The organism is Pseudomonas sp. KH_050, from assembly GCF_057838875.1.
Genome location: NZ_CM174478.1, coordinates 3,526,193 through 3,541,885, shown reverse-complemented (window position 1 = coordinate 3,541,885; position 15,693 = coordinate 3,526,193). Strand labels below are relative to the sequence as shown.

Annotated in this window: 14 protein-coding genes and 1 pseudogene; 9 read left to right on the top strand and 6 right to left on the bottom strand. The window is 60.9% G+C overall.

Annotated elements, in window-relative coordinates:
- Positions 1-4 precede the first annotated feature (4 nt).
- Together AC3IUA_RS16195 and nudC are read left to right on the top strand one after the other, a co-directional pair.
- Positions 5-817: a crotonase/enoyl-CoA hydratase family protein gene (locus tag AC3IUA_RS16195; protein WP_489355319.1), complete on the top strand. Its 813-nt coding sequence runs from the start codon at positions 5-7 to the stop codon at positions 815-817.
- 6 nt (positions 818-823) lie between these two features.
- On the top strand, positions 824-1,654 hold the full coding sequence (gene nudC / locus AC3IUA_RS16190) for an NAD(+) diphosphatase (protein ID WP_489355317.1): 831 nt from the start codon (positions 824-826) through the stop codon (positions 1,652-1,654).
- Here the strand turns inward: nudC and AC3IUA_RS16185 are convergent.
- The 3 genes and pseudogenes from AC3IUA_RS16185 to AC3IUA_RS16175 form a co-directional block, all read right to left on the bottom strand.
- On the bottom strand, positions 1,622-2,401 hold the full coding sequence (locus tag AC3IUA_RS16185) for a TSUP family transporter (protein ID WP_489355315.1): 780 nt from the start codon (positions 2,399-2,401) through the stop codon (positions 1,622-1,624). The two genes, nudC and AC3IUA_RS16185, sit on opposite strands and share 33 nt — an antisense overlap.
- Before the next feature lie 121 nt (positions 2,402-2,522).
- Positions 2,523-3,002, bottom strand: a complete 480-nt coding sequence (locus tag AC3IUA_RS16180) for a nuclear transport factor 2 family protein (RefSeq protein ID WP_489355313.1) — start codon at positions 3,000-3,002, stop codon at positions 2,523-2,525.
- 55 nt (positions 3,003-3,057) lie between these two features.
- Positions 3,058-3,147, bottom strand: a pseudogene (locus AC3IUA_RS16175) (TetR family transcriptional regulator); the annotation flags it as partial.
- A gap of 228 nt (positions 3,148-3,375) precedes the next feature.
- Here AC3IUA_RS16175 and pssA point away from each other — a divergent pair.
- Complete coding sequence (pssA, locus tag AC3IUA_RS16170; protein ID WP_489355311.1) at positions 3,376-4,719, top strand: CDP-diacylglycerol--serine O-phosphatidyltransferase; 1,344 nt, start codon at positions 3,376-3,378, stop codon at positions 4,717-4,719.
- A 3-nt stretch (positions 4,720-4,722) separates the two neighbouring features.
- On the opposite strand, the gene AC3IUA_RS16165 is transcribed toward pssA, so the two are convergent.
- Entirely contained in the window at positions 4,723-5,934 is a 1,212-nt protein-coding gene (locus AC3IUA_RS16165; RefSeq protein ID WP_489355309.1) for an MFS transporter, read from the bottom strand.
- A gap of 242 nt (positions 5,935-6,176) precedes the next feature.
- Between AC3IUA_RS16165 and AC3IUA_RS16160 the strand changes: the two genes are divergently transcribed.
- The 6 genes from AC3IUA_RS16160 to AC3IUA_RS16135 all read left to right on the top strand — a co-directional run bounded on the left by AC3IUA_RS16160 (position 6,177) and on the right by AC3IUA_RS16135 (position 12,997).
- Positions 6,177-7,193: an AraC family transcriptional regulator gene (locus AC3IUA_RS16160; protein ID WP_489355307.1), complete on the top strand. Its 1,017-nt coding sequence runs from the start codon at positions 6,177-6,179 to the stop codon at positions 7,191-7,193.
- 221 nt (positions 7,194-7,414) lie between these two features.
- A complete protein-coding gene (locus AC3IUA_RS16155) occupies positions 7,415-9,073 on the top strand; it encodes an AMP-binding protein (protein WP_489355305.1) in 1,659 nt (552 codons plus the stop codon).
- 16 nt (positions 9,074-9,089) lie between these two features.
- Entirely contained in the window at positions 9,090-9,857 is a 768-nt protein-coding gene (locus tag AC3IUA_RS16150; RefSeq protein ID WP_489355303.1) for an SDR family NAD(P)-dependent oxidoreductase, read from the top strand.
- A gap of 12 nt (positions 9,858-9,869) precedes the next feature.
- Positions 9,870-11,063, top strand: a complete 1,194-nt coding sequence (locus AC3IUA_RS16145) for an acetyl-CoA C-acyltransferase (RefSeq protein WP_489355301.1) — start codon at positions 9,870-9,872, stop codon at positions 11,061-11,063.
- A gap of 9 nt (positions 11,064-11,072) precedes the next feature.
- Entirely contained in the window at positions 11,073-12,200 is a 1,128-nt protein-coding gene (locus AC3IUA_RS16140; RefSeq protein ID WP_489355299.1) for an acyl-CoA dehydrogenase, read from the top strand.
- A 23-nt stretch (positions 12,201-12,223) separates the two neighbouring features.
- Positions 12,224-12,997 (top strand): enoyl-CoA hydratase, encoded by a 774-nt coding sequence (locus AC3IUA_RS16135; protein ID WP_489355297.1) that lies wholly within the window; start codon positions 12,224-12,226, stop codon positions 12,995-12,997.
- Positions 12,998-13,098: 101 nt separating this feature from the next.
- On the opposite strand, the gene AC3IUA_RS16130 is transcribed toward AC3IUA_RS16135, so the two are convergent.
- Together AC3IUA_RS16130 and AC3IUA_RS16125 are read right to left on the bottom strand one after the other, a co-directional pair.
- On the bottom strand, positions 13,099-14,250 hold the full coding sequence (locus AC3IUA_RS16130) for an acyl-CoA dehydrogenase family protein (protein WP_489355295.1): 1,152 nt from the start codon (positions 14,248-14,250) through the stop codon (positions 13,099-13,101).
- A 3-nt stretch (positions 14,251-14,253) separates the two neighbouring features.
- Positions 14,254-15,360 carry an enoyl-CoA hydratase/isomerase family protein gene (locus AC3IUA_RS16125; RefSeq protein ID WP_489355293.1) on the bottom strand — a complete coding sequence of 369 codons (1,107 nt, stop codon included), beginning with the start codon at positions 15,358-15,360 and terminating at the stop codon, positions 14,254-14,256.
- Positions 15,361-15,693: the final 333 nt, after the last annotated feature.

The window sequence follows — 15,693 nt, the reverse complement described above, 5'->3', positions numbered from 1 at the left end:
CTGCATGCCCGACTACCAGGCTTTACGCGTCGAACTGACGGATAACATCGCCCATGTGCAGATCAACCGTCCGGAAAAGATCAATTCGATGAACGCGGTGTTCTGGAGCGAAATCATCGAGGTTTTCCAGTGGATCGACGACACCGATGAAGTTCGGGTAGTAGTGCTCAGTGGTGCCGGCAAGCACTTCTCGTCCGGCATCGATCTGATGATGCTGGCTTCGGTGGCCAATGAACTGGGCAAGGACGTCGGCCGTAACGCGCGCCTGCTGCGGCGCAAGATCCTGCAACTGCAAGCCTCCTTCAATGCTGTCGACAACTGCCGCAAACCGGTGCTTGCAGCGATCCAGGGCTACTGCCTGGGCGGTGCCATCGACCTGATTGCCGCCTGTGATATGCGTTACGCCGCCGAAGATGCGCAGTTTTCGATCAAGGAAATCGACATGGGCATGGCTGCAGACGTTGGCACCCTGCAACGATTGCCACGGATCATCGGCGACGGCATGCTGCGTGAACTGGCTTACACTGGGCGTACACTGGGAGCCGAAGAAGCGCGTAGCATTGGCCTGGTCAACCGCGTCTACCCGGATGCGGCCAGCCTGCTCGACGGCGTGATGAGCATCGCCCGGGAAATTGCCGGAAAATCGCCGATTGCGATTGCCGGAACCAAAGAGATGATCAGTTACATGCGCGATCACAGCATTAATGACGGCCTGGAATACATCGCTACATGGAACGCCGCCATGCTGCAGTCCACCGATTTGCGGGTGGCCATGGCCGCGCAGATGAGCAAGCAGAAACCCGAATTTCTGGATTGATAAAAAATGACTTCACGCTGGACCACCGCAGTACTGGATACCGACGTTGCCGGCGGCTGGGCTGTGGCGCGCAGCCGCGACGGTTTTCTATTCGATGACAATGGCGCGCTGTTTCCGCGCGAATGGCTCAAGCGCCAGGAGCTGTCGATCCTGGCTGAGCATGGTATCGGTCATCTGGATGGCGAGCCGGTCTACCTGCTGGAGCTCAACAGCTCAACCGAGGTCCCGGGTTGTCGCTGGCAAGGTCTGCGGGCGTTCATGCTCGAGGGCGATCACACGGTCTACAAAGTGCTGGGGTACGCCGCGCAGATCGGCACCTGGGCCCGTGAACATCGCTTCTGCGGCAACTGCGGCCAGGCCATGCAGCAGCTTTCACGGGAACGAGCGATGTATTGCGAACCCTGCGACCTGCGGCATTACCCACGAATTTCGCCGAGCATGATCGTGCTGATCACCCGTGGCGACGAAGTATTGCTGGCACGCTCGCCGCGTTTTGTTCCCGGGGTCTACAGCACCCTGGCCGGCTTCGCCGAGCCTGGCGAGTCGGCGGAGGATTGCCTGATTCGAGAAGTGCGAGAAGAGGTGCAGATCGAGGTCAGGAACATCCAGTACGTGGGTAGCCAGTGCTGGCCGTTCCCGCATTCGATGATGCTTGGTTTCCATGCCGAGTACGCCAGTGGCGAAATCGTCCCGCAGGAGGACGAGATCGAAGATGCACAGTGGTTCAACATCCATGCACTGCCGCCGTTGCCGGCATCCCGCTCGATTGCCCGCTACCTGATCGACATCTATGTCGCGCGTCGCTTAGGCCAGACTGAACCAGTGTTGCCAGGCTAGGCGCACGGTCAAGCCCAGGACGACGGTGATGAACACGGGGCGAATGAACTTCGCGCCACCGCTGATGGCGGTGCGCGCGCCGAAGAATGCCCCGACCATCACCGACAAGCCCATGCTCAGGCCGATAATCCAGTCCACCTGACCGGAAAAGATGAACACCGACAGTGCCGCTATATTGCTGACGAAGTTCATGCTGCGCGCCACGCCACTGGCCTTGACCAGATCAATGGGGTACATCAGCAGACTGCTGACGGTCCAGAAGGCGCCGGTGCCAGGGCCGGCCACTCCGTCGTAGAAACCCAGGCTGAAGCCCTGGCTCGACTGCCACTTCTTCTTGATCGGTGCGTCGCTGTCGAGCGGTGCTTTTGGCGTGCCGCCAAACAACAGGTAGACCCCACAGGCGAAGACGATCACCGGCAGCATCTTGTTCAGCCAATCGGCCGGCAGGTAATGCGCCACGATCGCGCCGGTCAATGCGCCCACCAGGGTCCCGACTATCGCGTGCAGCCACTGGCGCGGGTGGAACAGCTTGCGCCGATAGAAGGTGAAACTGGCGATGGCCGAGCCGAAGCTGGCGCTAAGTTTGTTGGTGCCGAGCACCAGGTGCGGCGGCAAACCGGCGGTGAGCAAGGCCGGGGTGGTGAGCAAACCACCACCGCCAGCGATGGCATCGATAAAACCGGCGATAAAGGCAACAAGGACAAGAATGGCGAGGGTGGCGAGGTCTACGCTGAGTTCCAGAGGCATGGGATCGACTTATTCGGCGGGGCGCAGAAGAGGCTGCGCGAAAGGCCGGTATATTACCCATAACCACCGCTGGCCGCGACCGGTCCGACACTTGTGGCGAGCGGGCTTGCCCGCGAAGCTTTTACATCCCCAGTTCAGACAACCCCGGATGCTCATCCGGGCGCCGGCCCAGCGGCCAGTGGAACTTGCGATCGCTTTCCTTGATCGGCATGTCGTTGATGCAGGCGTAGCGGTTGGACATCAGCCCGTGTTCGTCGAATTCCCAATTTTCATTGCCGTAGGAGCGGTACCAGTTGCCGGAATCGTCGTGCCATTCATAGGCGTAACGCACGGTGATGCGGTTATCGGTAAAGGCCCAGAGCTCCTTGATCAGCCGGTAGTCGAGCTCCCTGGCCCATTTACGGGTCAGGAAGCCCTTGGCTTCTTCGCGGTTGCTGGCAAACTCTGCGCGGTTACGCCATTTAGTGTCCAGGGTATAGGCCAGGGACACCCGTTGCGGGTCGCGGGAGTTCCAGCCGTCCTCGGCCAGGCGAACTTTCTCGATAGCCGACTCACGGGTGAAGGGCGCAAGTGGCGGACGAACTTCGGCGTTAGATGACATTTCAAGTCTCCACAAAAAGTTAAGGTTCAAACAATTGTTGTCTTGTTTGAATTAATCACAGGTCCAATAACTTTCGCGCCATGCATTGCGCATTATCGGCGGCACTCTGATCGCCCATGACAAGAGCAACGGTAATGGCGTTCTCCTTGGTCAAGTGAAAGATCTGCTTGCCTTTTTAACATCAAAAGATCGCAGCCTGCGGCAGCTCCTACGCCGACCGTGTAAACCCGCAATAGATGGATGAACGCCGATCCCGTAGGAGCTGCCGAAGGCTGCGATCTTTTGATCTTTTGATCTTTCGGTCACCAGAAGACCCAGGCCAACGCATGGTGTAAGCTCATCCACTCTTCGGAATCGACCTTTTGCGAGCCCTATGCCGTCGCTTTTCAAACGCTCCCTGCTGCCTAAACTGCGCAGTTTTCCGCTGACTGCCGATGCCGTCACCATCCTTTCCGGCGCCGCCGAGTTTCGCCGTTGCCTGCTGGAGAAAATCGCCCACGCGACGCAGCGCATTTATATCGTCGCGCTTTACCTGCAACAGGATGAAGCCGGCCAGGAAATTTTCGATGCCTTGCACGCCGCCAAGGCTGCCCGGCCCGAGCTCGATGTAGTAGTCGTGGTCGACTGGCTGCGCGCCCAGCGCGGTTTGATCGGTGCTGGCAAACAGCCGGGCAATTCGGCCTGGTATCAAGAACAAACCCGCACCCACGCCAGTGAGGTGCCGGTTTACGGTGTGCCGGTGCAGACTCGCGAGCTGTTCGGCGTGCTGCACCTTAAAGGCTTTGTGATCGATGACTGCGTGATCTACAGCGGCGCCAGCCTGAACAACGTCTATCTGCACAAGTTCGACAAGTACCGCTTCGATCGTTATCACGTGCTGCAAAACAGCCCTCTGGCCGACTCCATGCAGCACTTGGTCGAACACGGGCTGATCGGTTCCAGAGCCGTTCACCGCCTCGACCTGCCGAACCTGCCGACTACCCGCAGCCTGCGCAATGACATTGGTGATCTGCGCAGCCGACTGAAGTACGCGGCCTACGACACCACCTGTGGCGGCGTCAACAAGCAGGGGTTGTCGGTCAGCCCGCTGCTGGGGGTTGGCAAGAACAATCCATTGAGTCGAGTGATCTGCGAGTTGATTGCCAGCGCCAAGGGGCAACTGACGATCTGCACGCCGTATTTCAACCTGCCGCTGGCCGTGACCCGGGAAATCAACCGGGCGCTGGCCCGCGGGGTGAAAGTCGATATCGTCGTCGGCGACAAGACCGCCAATGACTTCTACATTCCGCCAAGCGAACCGTTCAAGGTCATCGCCGCGCTGCCATACCTGTATGAAATCAGCCTGCGACGCTTCGCCAAGCGCCATCAGCGGATGATCGACAGTGGCAAGCTGAACCTGCACCTGTGGCGCGATGGCGACAATACCTATCACCTCAAGGGCATGTGGATCGATCAGCGTTACACCCTGCTGACCGGCAACAACCTGAATCCGCGAGCGTTTCGCCTGGACCTGGAAAACGGCTTGTTGATCGATGATCCGAAAAACGAGTTGAAGGAACCTCGGGAGGCTGAGCTGGTGGAGATTTTCCGCAACACTCGGCGCATCGAGCAGCATCAGCAACTGGAAACCCTGGTGGAGTACCCGGCGGCTGTCGGCAAGTTCTTGCGCCGGGTCCGCCGGTTGCGCATCGAGCGCTTGCTCTATCGCATTTTGTAAGGCTTAGCGGCTCTGCGGCTTTCTGGCCGCTGGCCAACAGGCGATCGATAGCAGCAATGCCGCCGCCACCAGATACGGCAGGCGAGGTTCGATAGCGTAGATCAGGGTACCCGCCAGCGGGCCGATGACCACCCCGAAACCTTGGGCGGCGCCGATGGAACCGGCAGTGGCACCTTGCTCCGAAGCCTCCACGGCATTCGCCGCAAGCGCAGCGAAGGACGGGAAGATCCAGCCCATGCCCGAGGCCGAAACAAAGAAACACGCCCACAACCCCCAGGCCGTATCGGCCAGCATGCTGCCGGCAAAACCGCTCGCGGCGATCAGCGCGCCAACGCGGATCATCTTCAGCGGCGGCCATTGCAGTTTGCGCACCACCAGCTGCGAGCAAATCAGCGCCAGGCCGACCATGGTCAGGGCGATCCCGGCGGTCTGCGCGGCATCGGCCGGGTTCATCCCGAGCTTGTCGAGGGCATAGAAACCGACGGTAATTTGCGCGATGGACACGCATAGCATGGCCACGAATGCCACCGCCATTGGCCGGCGCAGGCGCGGATCGCCCAGGTGCACGGTTTTGGGCGGTTGCTTGAGGTGCAGCTCCTGGCCCTTGAGCTTGAACAGCAGCACCAGGAAGCCCAGTAGTGGCAGCACCGCCATGGCGTAGAACGGCAGGCTCAGACTGTGCCGGGACAACAACGCCGCGATCGCCGGCCCCAGCACCAGCCCGCAGGCGTTTGCCGCTCCCAGTGAAGCCATCGCCCGCGCGCGGTGTCGGGGTTCGATATTGTCGGCAATCAAGGCATAACCACCCACCGGAATCGCCGCGTAGAACACCCCGATCAGACCACGTCCGAGCATCAGCCCGACAAAGGCCAGCAGCGCAGTGGGTAGCAGCTGTAGCGAAATGTCGATAAACAGGCACAGCGCCCAGTAGGCGAGGGTGAAGCCAGCGGTTCCGATCAACAAGACCCGTCGCCGCCCCAGGCGGTCGCTGGCCTGACCCCATGGCCGCGCAAGCAGCATCCAGATCACTCCGGAAACGGTGACCGCCGCGCCGGCCTGCCAGGTGGCAAGCCCGAGGACGCGGGAAATCGGCCCGATCAATGAAACGAAAGCCATCATTGCCATGGTGCAGGTCATGTTGGCGATCAGCAGTGGGCGCAGGTCAAAGGTGGCGGTGGTCAGCGGCACATCGGCGGTGGCCGTCGGATTGGGCATGGTGAAATCTTCCGTGAAAATTGAGCGTCGGTGAACGTTATAGATATGACGGGGGAAGGCACAGGTTTATTAGTGCATGAATAGAGAGGTATTTGGCAGGAGCTGCCGCAGGCTGCGATCTTTTGATCTTGATTGTGATCTTGGGCAATCCCCTCAAAATCGCCAAAAGATCGCAGGCTGCGCCAGCTCCTACACGTTAAGATGAGCGGCCCATTCACCTGCGCAAGGCAGTGCAACCGTCAATGTCGGAAAAAGACACCATCGCCATCCAGCTCGTACGCGAAGCCCTGTTGCAGAGCTGTGCGCCTGGCCCTGCGACAGATGAAGTATTGAACAAGGTCGGCATCGATCCGGCGCTGCTCGATCAACCGCAGGCGCGGGTTCCGGCCACTGACTATGCGCGTCTGTGGCGTCTGTTGGCCCGGCGCCTGGATGATGAATTCTTTGGCATGGATCCGCGCAAACTCAAATCTGGCAGCCTGGAGTTCCTCTGTCGCTCGTCGATGGCGCAATTGACCCTGGCAGCGGGACTGGAGTCGGGGCTGGATTTTCTGTCGTTGATGCTCGAGCGCATGCCGGCGCAACTGGTTCAGCAGCAGAGTCTGGCGGAAATTGTCCTGCTGGAGGACGACGAGGAACCACGCCGGGCCTTCACCTATTTCACCTACTGGATGATCGTCCACGGCGTCGCCTGTTGGCTGGCCGGGCGACGGATTCCGATTCTGGCCGTTGAACTGCGTTGTCCTGAACCGGATTTTTGCGACGACTATAAGGTGATGTTTTCCCAGAACCTGCGCTTCGACCGACCGCGAACGCGGATGATTTTCGCCGCGGATTGTCTTGAGCTGCCGATCAAGCGCAGCCTCGACGAACTCAAGCGTTTTCTGGCCCATGCGCCGGCCAACATCCTGGTCAAGTATCGCGACCCGCAGAGCCTGGCCAGCCGGATCAAGCACGATTTGCGGCAGCTGCCCGCCGAACATTGGCCGGAAACCGAGAGCCTGGCGCAAAGCCTGTGCATGTCGGCCTCGACCTTGCGCCGCCGTCTGGCCGAAGAGGGCCAGACCTATCAAGGGCTCAAGGACAGTGTGCGCAAGGAACTGGCGATCCTCTGGCTGGCCGAACCGCAGATCAGCTTCGCCGAGATCGCCACGCGGCTGGGGTTTGCCGATGCCAGTTCGTTCTACAAGGCGTTTCGCAAATGGTCGGGGTCCAATCCCGGGCATTATCGGAGCCTGATCTTGAATGAGGCGGGGTAGGGCCGGGGCAACCGGGCACACCCGGATATCTCGATCGAACGTCCCCCCGTAGGCGAGCTTGCTCGCAATGGCGTCAGCCCTGGCGCCACATCTCTGAACCTTGGCCAAACCAGTCAACCAACTTGATAGCTTTGACCATTGCCCTGCATCCCCTGCGGGGCGAGTATTTCTCTGATTTTTATGCGGTTCCCATCCAAATAAAACAATGAGGGATTATGGCGATGCGCGATTACTTGTCTGCCACTGCACAATTCGATTATCAACACACTGTCGATGCCGCGCTCAAGGGCACGCTGGCGGGGCTCAATGCCTGTGTCGAGTGTTGCGACCGGCATGCCTTGCCCGGCCGTATTGCGTTGTTCTGGGAAGGTCGCGACGGCACCAGTGCGACCTATACCTTCAGCGAGTTGCAGGACAAGGCCGCGCGCTTTGCCAACTTCCTGCTGGCCCAGGGCGTCAAGAAGGGCGACAAGGTCGCCGGCCTGTTGCCGCGCAATGTCGAATTGCTGATCACCGTCCTGGCCACCTGGCGCATCGGCGCGGTCTATCAGCCGCTGTTTACCGCCTTCGGCCCCAAGGCCATCGAGCATCGGCTGAGCAGTTCCGGTGCCGCAGTGGTGGTGACCGATGCCGGCAACCGTTCCAAGCTCAGCGAAGTGCCCGACTGCCCGACCATCGTCACCGTCGGCGGGCCCAAGGGCCTGGGCATCGTGCGTGGCGATTTCAGCTTCTGGGCCGAACAGGCCAATTATTCGGCGGACTGCGAACCGGTGCTGCTCAGCGGCGAAGATCCCTTCCTGCTGATGTTCACCTCAGGCACCACCGGCCCTTCCAAAGCCCTGTCGGTACCGCTCAAGGCCATTGTTGCGTTCCAGAGCTATACCCGCGACGCAGTGGACCTGCGGCCGGAAGACGCGTTCTGGAACGTCGCCGATCCGGGTTGGGCCTATGGGATTTATTTCGGTGTCACCGGCCCCTTGGCCATGGGCCATCCGATCACCTTCTACGATGGCCCGTTCACCCTGGAAAGCACCTGCCGGGTGATCAACAAGTACGGCATCACCAACCTCACCGGTTCACCAACCGCCTATCGCTTGCTGATCGCCGGCGGTGATGAGTTCGCCCGCTCGATCAAGGGCAAGTTGCGGATCGTCAGCAGCGCCGGCGAGCCGTTGAACCCGGAAGTGATCCGCTGGTTTGCCGACAACCTAGGCGTGGTCATCCATGACCATTACGGCCAGACCGAACTGGGCATGGTGCTGTGCAATCACCATGGACTGGAACACCCCGTGCACATCGGCTCGGCGGGTTTTGCCTCACCCGGGCACCGGATCGTGGTGCTCGATGAGAACTTCGAGGAATTGCCGGCCGGGCAGCCGGGAATTCTGGCCATCGACCGCACCCAGTCGCCGATGTGCTGGTTCGCCGGCTACGAAGGTGCGCCAACCAAAGCCTTCGTCGGCAATTACTACCTGAGCGGCGACACCGTGGAGCTGAACCCGGACGGCAGTATCAGCTTCGTCGGCCGCAGCGATGACGTGATCACCACCTCGGGCTATCGGGTCGGTCCGTTCGACGTGGAAAGCGCGCTGATCGAACACCCGGCGGTGGTTGAAGCGGCGGTGGTCGGCAAGCCGGATCCGGAGCGCACCGAACTGGTCAAAGCTTTCGTCGTGCTCAGCGCGCAGTACCGTGCTTCGCCGGAGCTGGCCGAAGAACTGCGCCAGCACGTGCGCAAGCGCCTGGCGGCGCACTCATACCCCCGTGAAATCGAATTTGTCAGTGAATTGCCGAAAACCCCAAGCGGCAAGTTGCAGCGCTTTATCTTGCGCAACCAGGAAATCGCCAAGGCTCAAGAGGCCGCGGCTCAGAAGGTTTGAACCGAAGGAAACCATGATGCAGATCGAAAACAAGATTTTTCTGGTCAGCGGCGGCGCATCCGGCCTGGGCGCCGCTACCGCTGAAATGCTGGTGGCCGCCGGTGCCAAGGTGATGCTGGTGGATTTGAATGCCGAAGCCGTCGCCGCCCAAGCGCAAAAGCTTGGCCCGCGGGCGCAGAGCGTCGTCGCCGATATCAGCCAGGAAGCCGCCGCCGAGGCGGCAGTCAAGGCTGCGGTCGCGACTTTTGGCGGCCTGCATGGGCTGGTCAACTGCGCGGGCATCGTGCGTGGCGAGAAGATTCTCGGCAAGAACGGTCCCCATGGCCTGGACAGCTTCAGCCAGGTCATCAATGTCAACCTGATCGGCAGTTTCAATCTGCTGCGTCTGGCGGCCGCGGCGATCGCCGAAGGCCAGGCCGATGCCGACGGCGAACGTGGGGTGATCATCAATACCGCCTCGGCCGCGGCCTTTGATGGCCAGATCGGCCAGGCGGCCTATGCCGCTTCCAAAGGTGCGATTGCCAGCCTGACCCTGCCTGCCGCCCGTGAACTGGCGCGCTATGGCATCCGGGTGATGACCATCGCTCCGGGGATCTTCGAAACGCCAATGATGGCCGGCATGACCCAGGAAGTGCGCGACTCTCTGGCCGCCGGCGTGCCGTTCCCGCCGCGTCTGGGCAAACCTGCGGAGTACGCTTCGCTGGTTAGGCATATCATAGAAAACAGCATGCTCAATGGCGAGGTGATCCGTCTCGACGGTGCCTTGCGCATGGCCGCGAAGTAAGGAGTATTTGTCATGACTATTTCCCACGATCCAATTGTTATCGTTAGCGCCGTCCGCACCCCGATGGGCGGTTTCCAGGGCGAACTGAAAAGCCTCACCGCGCCGCAACTGGGTGCCGCCGCGATTCGCGCCGCTGTCGAGCGCTCCGGTGTTGCCCCCGAGGCGGTGGACGAAGTGTTGTTCGGCTGCGTGCTCCCGGCCGGTCTTGGCCAGGCGCCTGCGCGCCAGGCGGCATTGGGCGCCGGGCTCGACAAGTCGACCCGCTGTACCACGCTGAACAAGATGTGCGGTTCGGGCATGGCAGCGACCATCCTGGCCCACGACATGCTGCTCGCCGGCAGCGCCGAGGTGGTGGTGGCCGGTGGCATGGAAAGCATGTCCAACGCCCCCTATCTGCTGGACCGCGCCCGTAGCGGCTACCGCATGGGCCATGGCCAGGTCATCGACCATATGTTCCTCGACGGCCTGGAAGACGCCTACGACAAGGGTCGCCTGATGGGCACCTTTGCCGAGGATTGCGCCGAAGCCAACGGTTTCAGTCGCGAAGCCCAGGATGAGTTTGCCATTGCGTCGACGACCCGTGCCCAGCAGGCCATCAACGACGGCAGTTTCGCCGCCGAGATCGTCTCATTGCAGGTCATGGTCGGCAAAGAACAGAAGCTGATCATCGACGATGAACAACCGCCCAAGGCCAGGCTGGACAAGATCGCCGGGCTGAAACCGGCGTTCCGCGAAGGCGGCACGGTGACCGCGGCCAACTCCAGTTCGATTTCCGACGGTGCCGCGGCATTGCTGTTGATGCGTCGCTCCGAGGCGCAAAAACGCGGTCTCAAACCCTTGGCGGTGATTCACGGCCATGCGGCGTTCGCCGATACGCCGGGCCTGTTCCCGGTGGCGCCGGTCGGTGCGATCAAGAAGCTGATGAACAAGACCGGCTGGTCGCTGGATGAGGTCGAGCTGTTCGAGATCAACGAAGCCTTTGCGGTGGTCAGTCTGGTGACCATGAGCAAGCTGGAAATTCCTCACGAGAAGGTCAACATCCACGGCGGCGCCTGCGCCCTGGGTCACCCGATCGGTGCATCCGGCGCGCGGATCCTCGTGACGCTGCTCTCGGCCCTGCGCCAGAAAGGCCTGCATCGCGGAGTGGCGGCCATCTGCATCGGCGGCGGCGAAGCGACGGCCATGGCTGTTGAAGTTTTGTACTAAGGAATCCTTATGCTCCCCAATGACGAACAACTACAGATCAGCGAAGCGGCCCGACAGTTTGCCCAGGAGCGCCTGAAACCCTTCGCCGCCGAGTGGGATCGTGAACATCGCTTCCCCAAAGAGGCTATTGGTGAGATGGCCCAACTGGGCTTCTTCGGCATGCTGGTGCCGGAGCAGTGGGGCGGGTGCGACACCGGTTACCTGGCCTACGCCATGGCCCTGGAAGAAATCGCTGCCGGTGATGGCGCCTGCTCGACCATCATGAGCGTACACAACTCGGTGGGTTGCGTGCCCATCCTCAAGTTCGGCAATGATCAACAGAAAGAGCAGTTCCTCAAACCATTGGCCAGCGGCTCGATGCTCGGGGCCTTTGCCCTGACCGAGCCCCAGGCCGGTTCCGATGCCAGTAGCCTGAAAACCCGGGCCCGACTGGACGGCGACCACTACGTACTCAACGGCTGCAAACAATTCATCACCTCCGGGCAAAACGCCGGGGTGGTGATTGTGTTTGCGGTGACCGATCCGGGTGCCGGCAAGCGCGGCATCAGCGCGTTTATCGTGCCAACCGATTCGCCGGGCTACAAGGTGGCGCGGATCGAGGACAAGCTCGGCCAGCATGCCTCGGACACCTGCCAGATTCTGTTTGAAGACGTGAAAGTGCCGGTCGCCAATCGCCTGGGCGAGGAGGGTGAAGGCTACAGAATCGCCCTGGCCAACCTCGAAGGCGGGCGTGTCGGCATTGCCTCGCAATCGGTGGGCATGGCCCGCGCCGCGTTTGAAGCGGCCCGTGACTATGCCCGCGAGCGGGAAAGTTTCGGCAAGACCCTGATCGAGCACCAGGCCGTGGCCTTTCGCCTGGCTGACATGGCCACCCAGATTGCGGTCGCCCGGCAAATGGTGCATTACGCCGCAGCCCTGCGCGACAGCGGCAAGCCGGCGCTGGTCGAAGCGTCGATGGCCAAGCTGTTCGCCTCGGAAATGGCCGAGAAGGTCTGCTCGATGGCCTTGCAAACCCTCGGTGGCTATGGCTATTTGAGCGACTTCCCGCTGGAACGCATTTACCGCGACGTGCGGGTCTGCCAGATCTACGAAGGCACCAGCGACATTCAGCGCATGGTCATTTCGCGCAATCTTTAAACAATTGAATCAGGAACCTGTTCATGAGCTATGAAACGATTTTGTTGGACATCCACGGCCGGGTCGGTCTGATTACCCTCAACCGCCCACAAGCCTTGAATGCGCTGAATGCGCAGATCGTCAGCGAGCTGAACCAGGCGCTGGATGGCCTGGAAGCCAACCCCGAAATCGGCTGCATCGTGCTCACCGGTTCGAAGAAAGCCTTCGCCGCCGGTGCCGACATCAAGGAAATGGCCGAGCTGACCTATCCGCAGATCTACATTGACGATCTGTTCAGCGACAGCGATCGGGTGGCCAGCCGCCGCAAGCCGATCATCGCTGCGGTAGCCGGTTTTGCCCTGGGCGGTGGCTGTGAGCTGGCGTTGATGTGTGACTTCATCCTGGCCGGCGACAACGCCAAATTCGGCCAGCCGGAAATCAACCTCGGCGTGCTGCCGGGCATGGGCGGCACCCAACGCCTGACCCGTGCGGTGGGCAAGGCCAAGTCCATGGAAATGTGCCTGAGCGGGCGCTTGATCGATGCGGTGGAAGCCGAGCGCGCCGGGATCGTTGCGCGCATCGTGCCGGTGGATGAGCTGCTGGAGGAAGCGTTGAAAGTTGCCGCGGTGATTGCCAGCAAATCCCTGCCGATCGCGATGATGGTCAAGGAAAGCGTCAATCGCGCCTTTGAAGTCAGCCTGTCCGAAGGCGTGCGTTTCGAACGCCGGGTGTTCCATGCGGCGTTTGCCATCGAAGATCGAAAAGAAGGGATGGCGGCGTTTATCGACAAGCGAGCGGCGCAGTTCAAAGGTAAGTGATGTTGGTGCCTTGAAAAGATCGCAGCCTATCGGCAGCTCCTGCACGGACCGCGGAGTGAACGCAAATCCGTAGGAGCTGCCGCAGGCTGCGATCTTTTTCTTCAGATCTGATAGTTCTTCAACTCCCGCGCAATCACCATCCGCTGAATCTCGCTCGATCCTTCATAGATCTGGGTAATCCGCGCATCGCGGTAGTAGCGCTCCACTGGATAATCTTCCAGATAACCGTAACCACCGTGGATCTGTATTGCGGAAGAACAGACCTTTTCCGCCATCTCCGAAGCAAACAGCTTGGCCTGGGAGGCTTCCGACAGGCAGGGTTTGCCGGCACTGCGCAGCCGCGCCGCATGCAGGATCAACAAGCGTGCCGCGTTCAGGCGGGTGTGCATGTCCGCCAGCAGGTTGGCGATGCTCTGGTGCTCAATGATCGGCTTGTCGAACTGCACCCGATCACGGGAATAGGCCAGTGCCGCTTCAAAGGCTGCTCGGGCAATGCCCAAGGCTTGAGCGGCGATGCCGATTCGACCGCCTTCCAGATTCGACAACGCAATTGCCAGGCCCTTGCCGCGCTCACCCAGCAGGTTGTCTTCAGGAATGGTGCATTGGTTGAGGGTCACGGCGCAGGTGTCCGAAGCGCGAATGCCCATCTTGTGTTCGGTGCGGTCGACGATAAACCCCGGGGTGTCGGTCGGCACCAGGAACGCGGAAATACCCTTTTTACCCAGATCCGGATCAGTGACCGCAAAGACAATCGCCACTTTCGCTCGTTTGCCGTTGCTGACGAATTGCTTGGCGCCATTGATCACCCACTGACCGTCGCGCAGTTCGGCGCGGGTGCGCAGGTTATGGGCTTCGGAACCGGCCTGGGGCTCGGTCAGGGCGAAGCAGCCGATGGCCTGGCCGCTGGCCAGATCGGGCAGCCAGGTCTGTTTCTGCTTTTCGGTACCGTAATTCATGACCGGCCCGCAGCCCACCGAGTTGTGGATGCTCATCAAGGCGCCAGTCGCGCCGTCACCGGCGGAGATTTCTTCCACCGCCAGGGCGTAGGCAACGTAGTCGACATAGGTGCCGCCCCATTCCTCGGGGACCACCATGCCGAGCAGGCCCAGCTCGCCCATTTTCGCCACCAGCGCGTCATCGATCCAGCCGGCCTTTTCCCAGGCCTGGGCGTGTGGCGCGATTTCACGGCGGGCAAAGTCCCGGGCCATGTCGCGGATCATGACTTGCTCTTCACTCAATTCAAAGTCGTGCATGGCTCAGCTCCCACTCTCGTCAAAACCGTTGAAGAAACTCGCGACATGCTCGCCATCAAGGCCGTGCAGGGTCGGTGGGTTCCAGCGCGGAGTCTTGTCTTTGTCAATCAGCAAGGCGCGCACACCTTCGATCAGGTCACCCCGTTCGAACCACTGGCGGTCCAGATGCAGCTCCAGGGCGAAGCAGGTCTCCAGGCTCAGATGGCGACCGCGACGCAGCATCTCCAAGGTTACGCCCATTGCCAGCGGCGAGCGGCTTTCCAACAGCGTGGCGGTACTCAGGGCCCACTCGTGGCTGTTGGCAACCGTCACTTCGCGCAACTGCTCGACGATACTCGGCACGTCGGGCAGGGCGAAGAAGTGGTCGATGGCCGGACGCAGGGCGTGCAATGGCGCATCAGGCAGTTGTTGCACGGCGAGTGTGGCCAGAAGACCTTGCAGATCCTTGAGCGCAGTGTCGTGCCACTGCAGACCGTCGAGGCGCTGATCCAGCACCGCCAGTTTGTCGCTTTCCAGGTACCAGTCGGCCAATCCGCAATAAAGCGCATCGGCGGCGCGGATCTGCACGCCACTGACGCCGAGGTAGATTCCCAGTTCACCAGGGATGCGCGGCAGGAAATAGCTGCCGCCGACATCCGGGAAATAACCGATGCCCACTTCCGGCATTGCCAGACGGCTGCGTTCGGTGACCACCCGCAGGTCTGCGCCCTGCACCAGACCCATGCCACCGCCGAGGACAAATCCGTCCATCAGCGCCAGCACCGGTTTTGGGTAATGGTGGATGGCCAGGTCGAGGGCGTATTCCTCGACGAAAAACTCCTGGTGCAGGGTTTGCCCGTTTTTGAAGCTGTCGTACAGCGTGCGGATGTCGCCGCCGGCGCAAAAGGCCTTTTCACCGGCACCGCGCAAAACCACCGCATGCACCTGCGAGTCATCGGCCCAGGCATCGAGTTGCTGTTGCAGGCAGCGGACCATGTTCAGGGTAATGGCGTTGAGACCGGCGGGGCGGTTGAGGGTCAGATGGCCAATATGGTTGCGGACCTCGGCCAGCACTTCGTCCTGGATGGCATCGACGTCCCGTGTCACTTGGGATGAAACCTGAGCAGTCATCTCTAACTCCCTGCTTTTATTGTTCTTTATAGAAGTGTTCGCGCGCGAACGATGACGGATCGTAACAGTGCAAATTTGCCATGTACAACCCGGATAATCGCAGGTTGGGTGTGCATTTTTGCAGGGTCCGTAGCAGCTGCCGAAGGCTGCGTTCGGCTGCGCAGCGGTCGCAATACAGCTAACGCGTTTCTACAAGCGGAATGCGGTTGCAGGTTTTACGACTGCTGCGCAGCCGAACGCAGCCTTCGGCAGCTGCTACGGACCGCAAGCCCCTCGTCACATCGAGCTAACGTCTGCCACGACCGATTCGGCTGTGAAATAGCCCTTATCAGC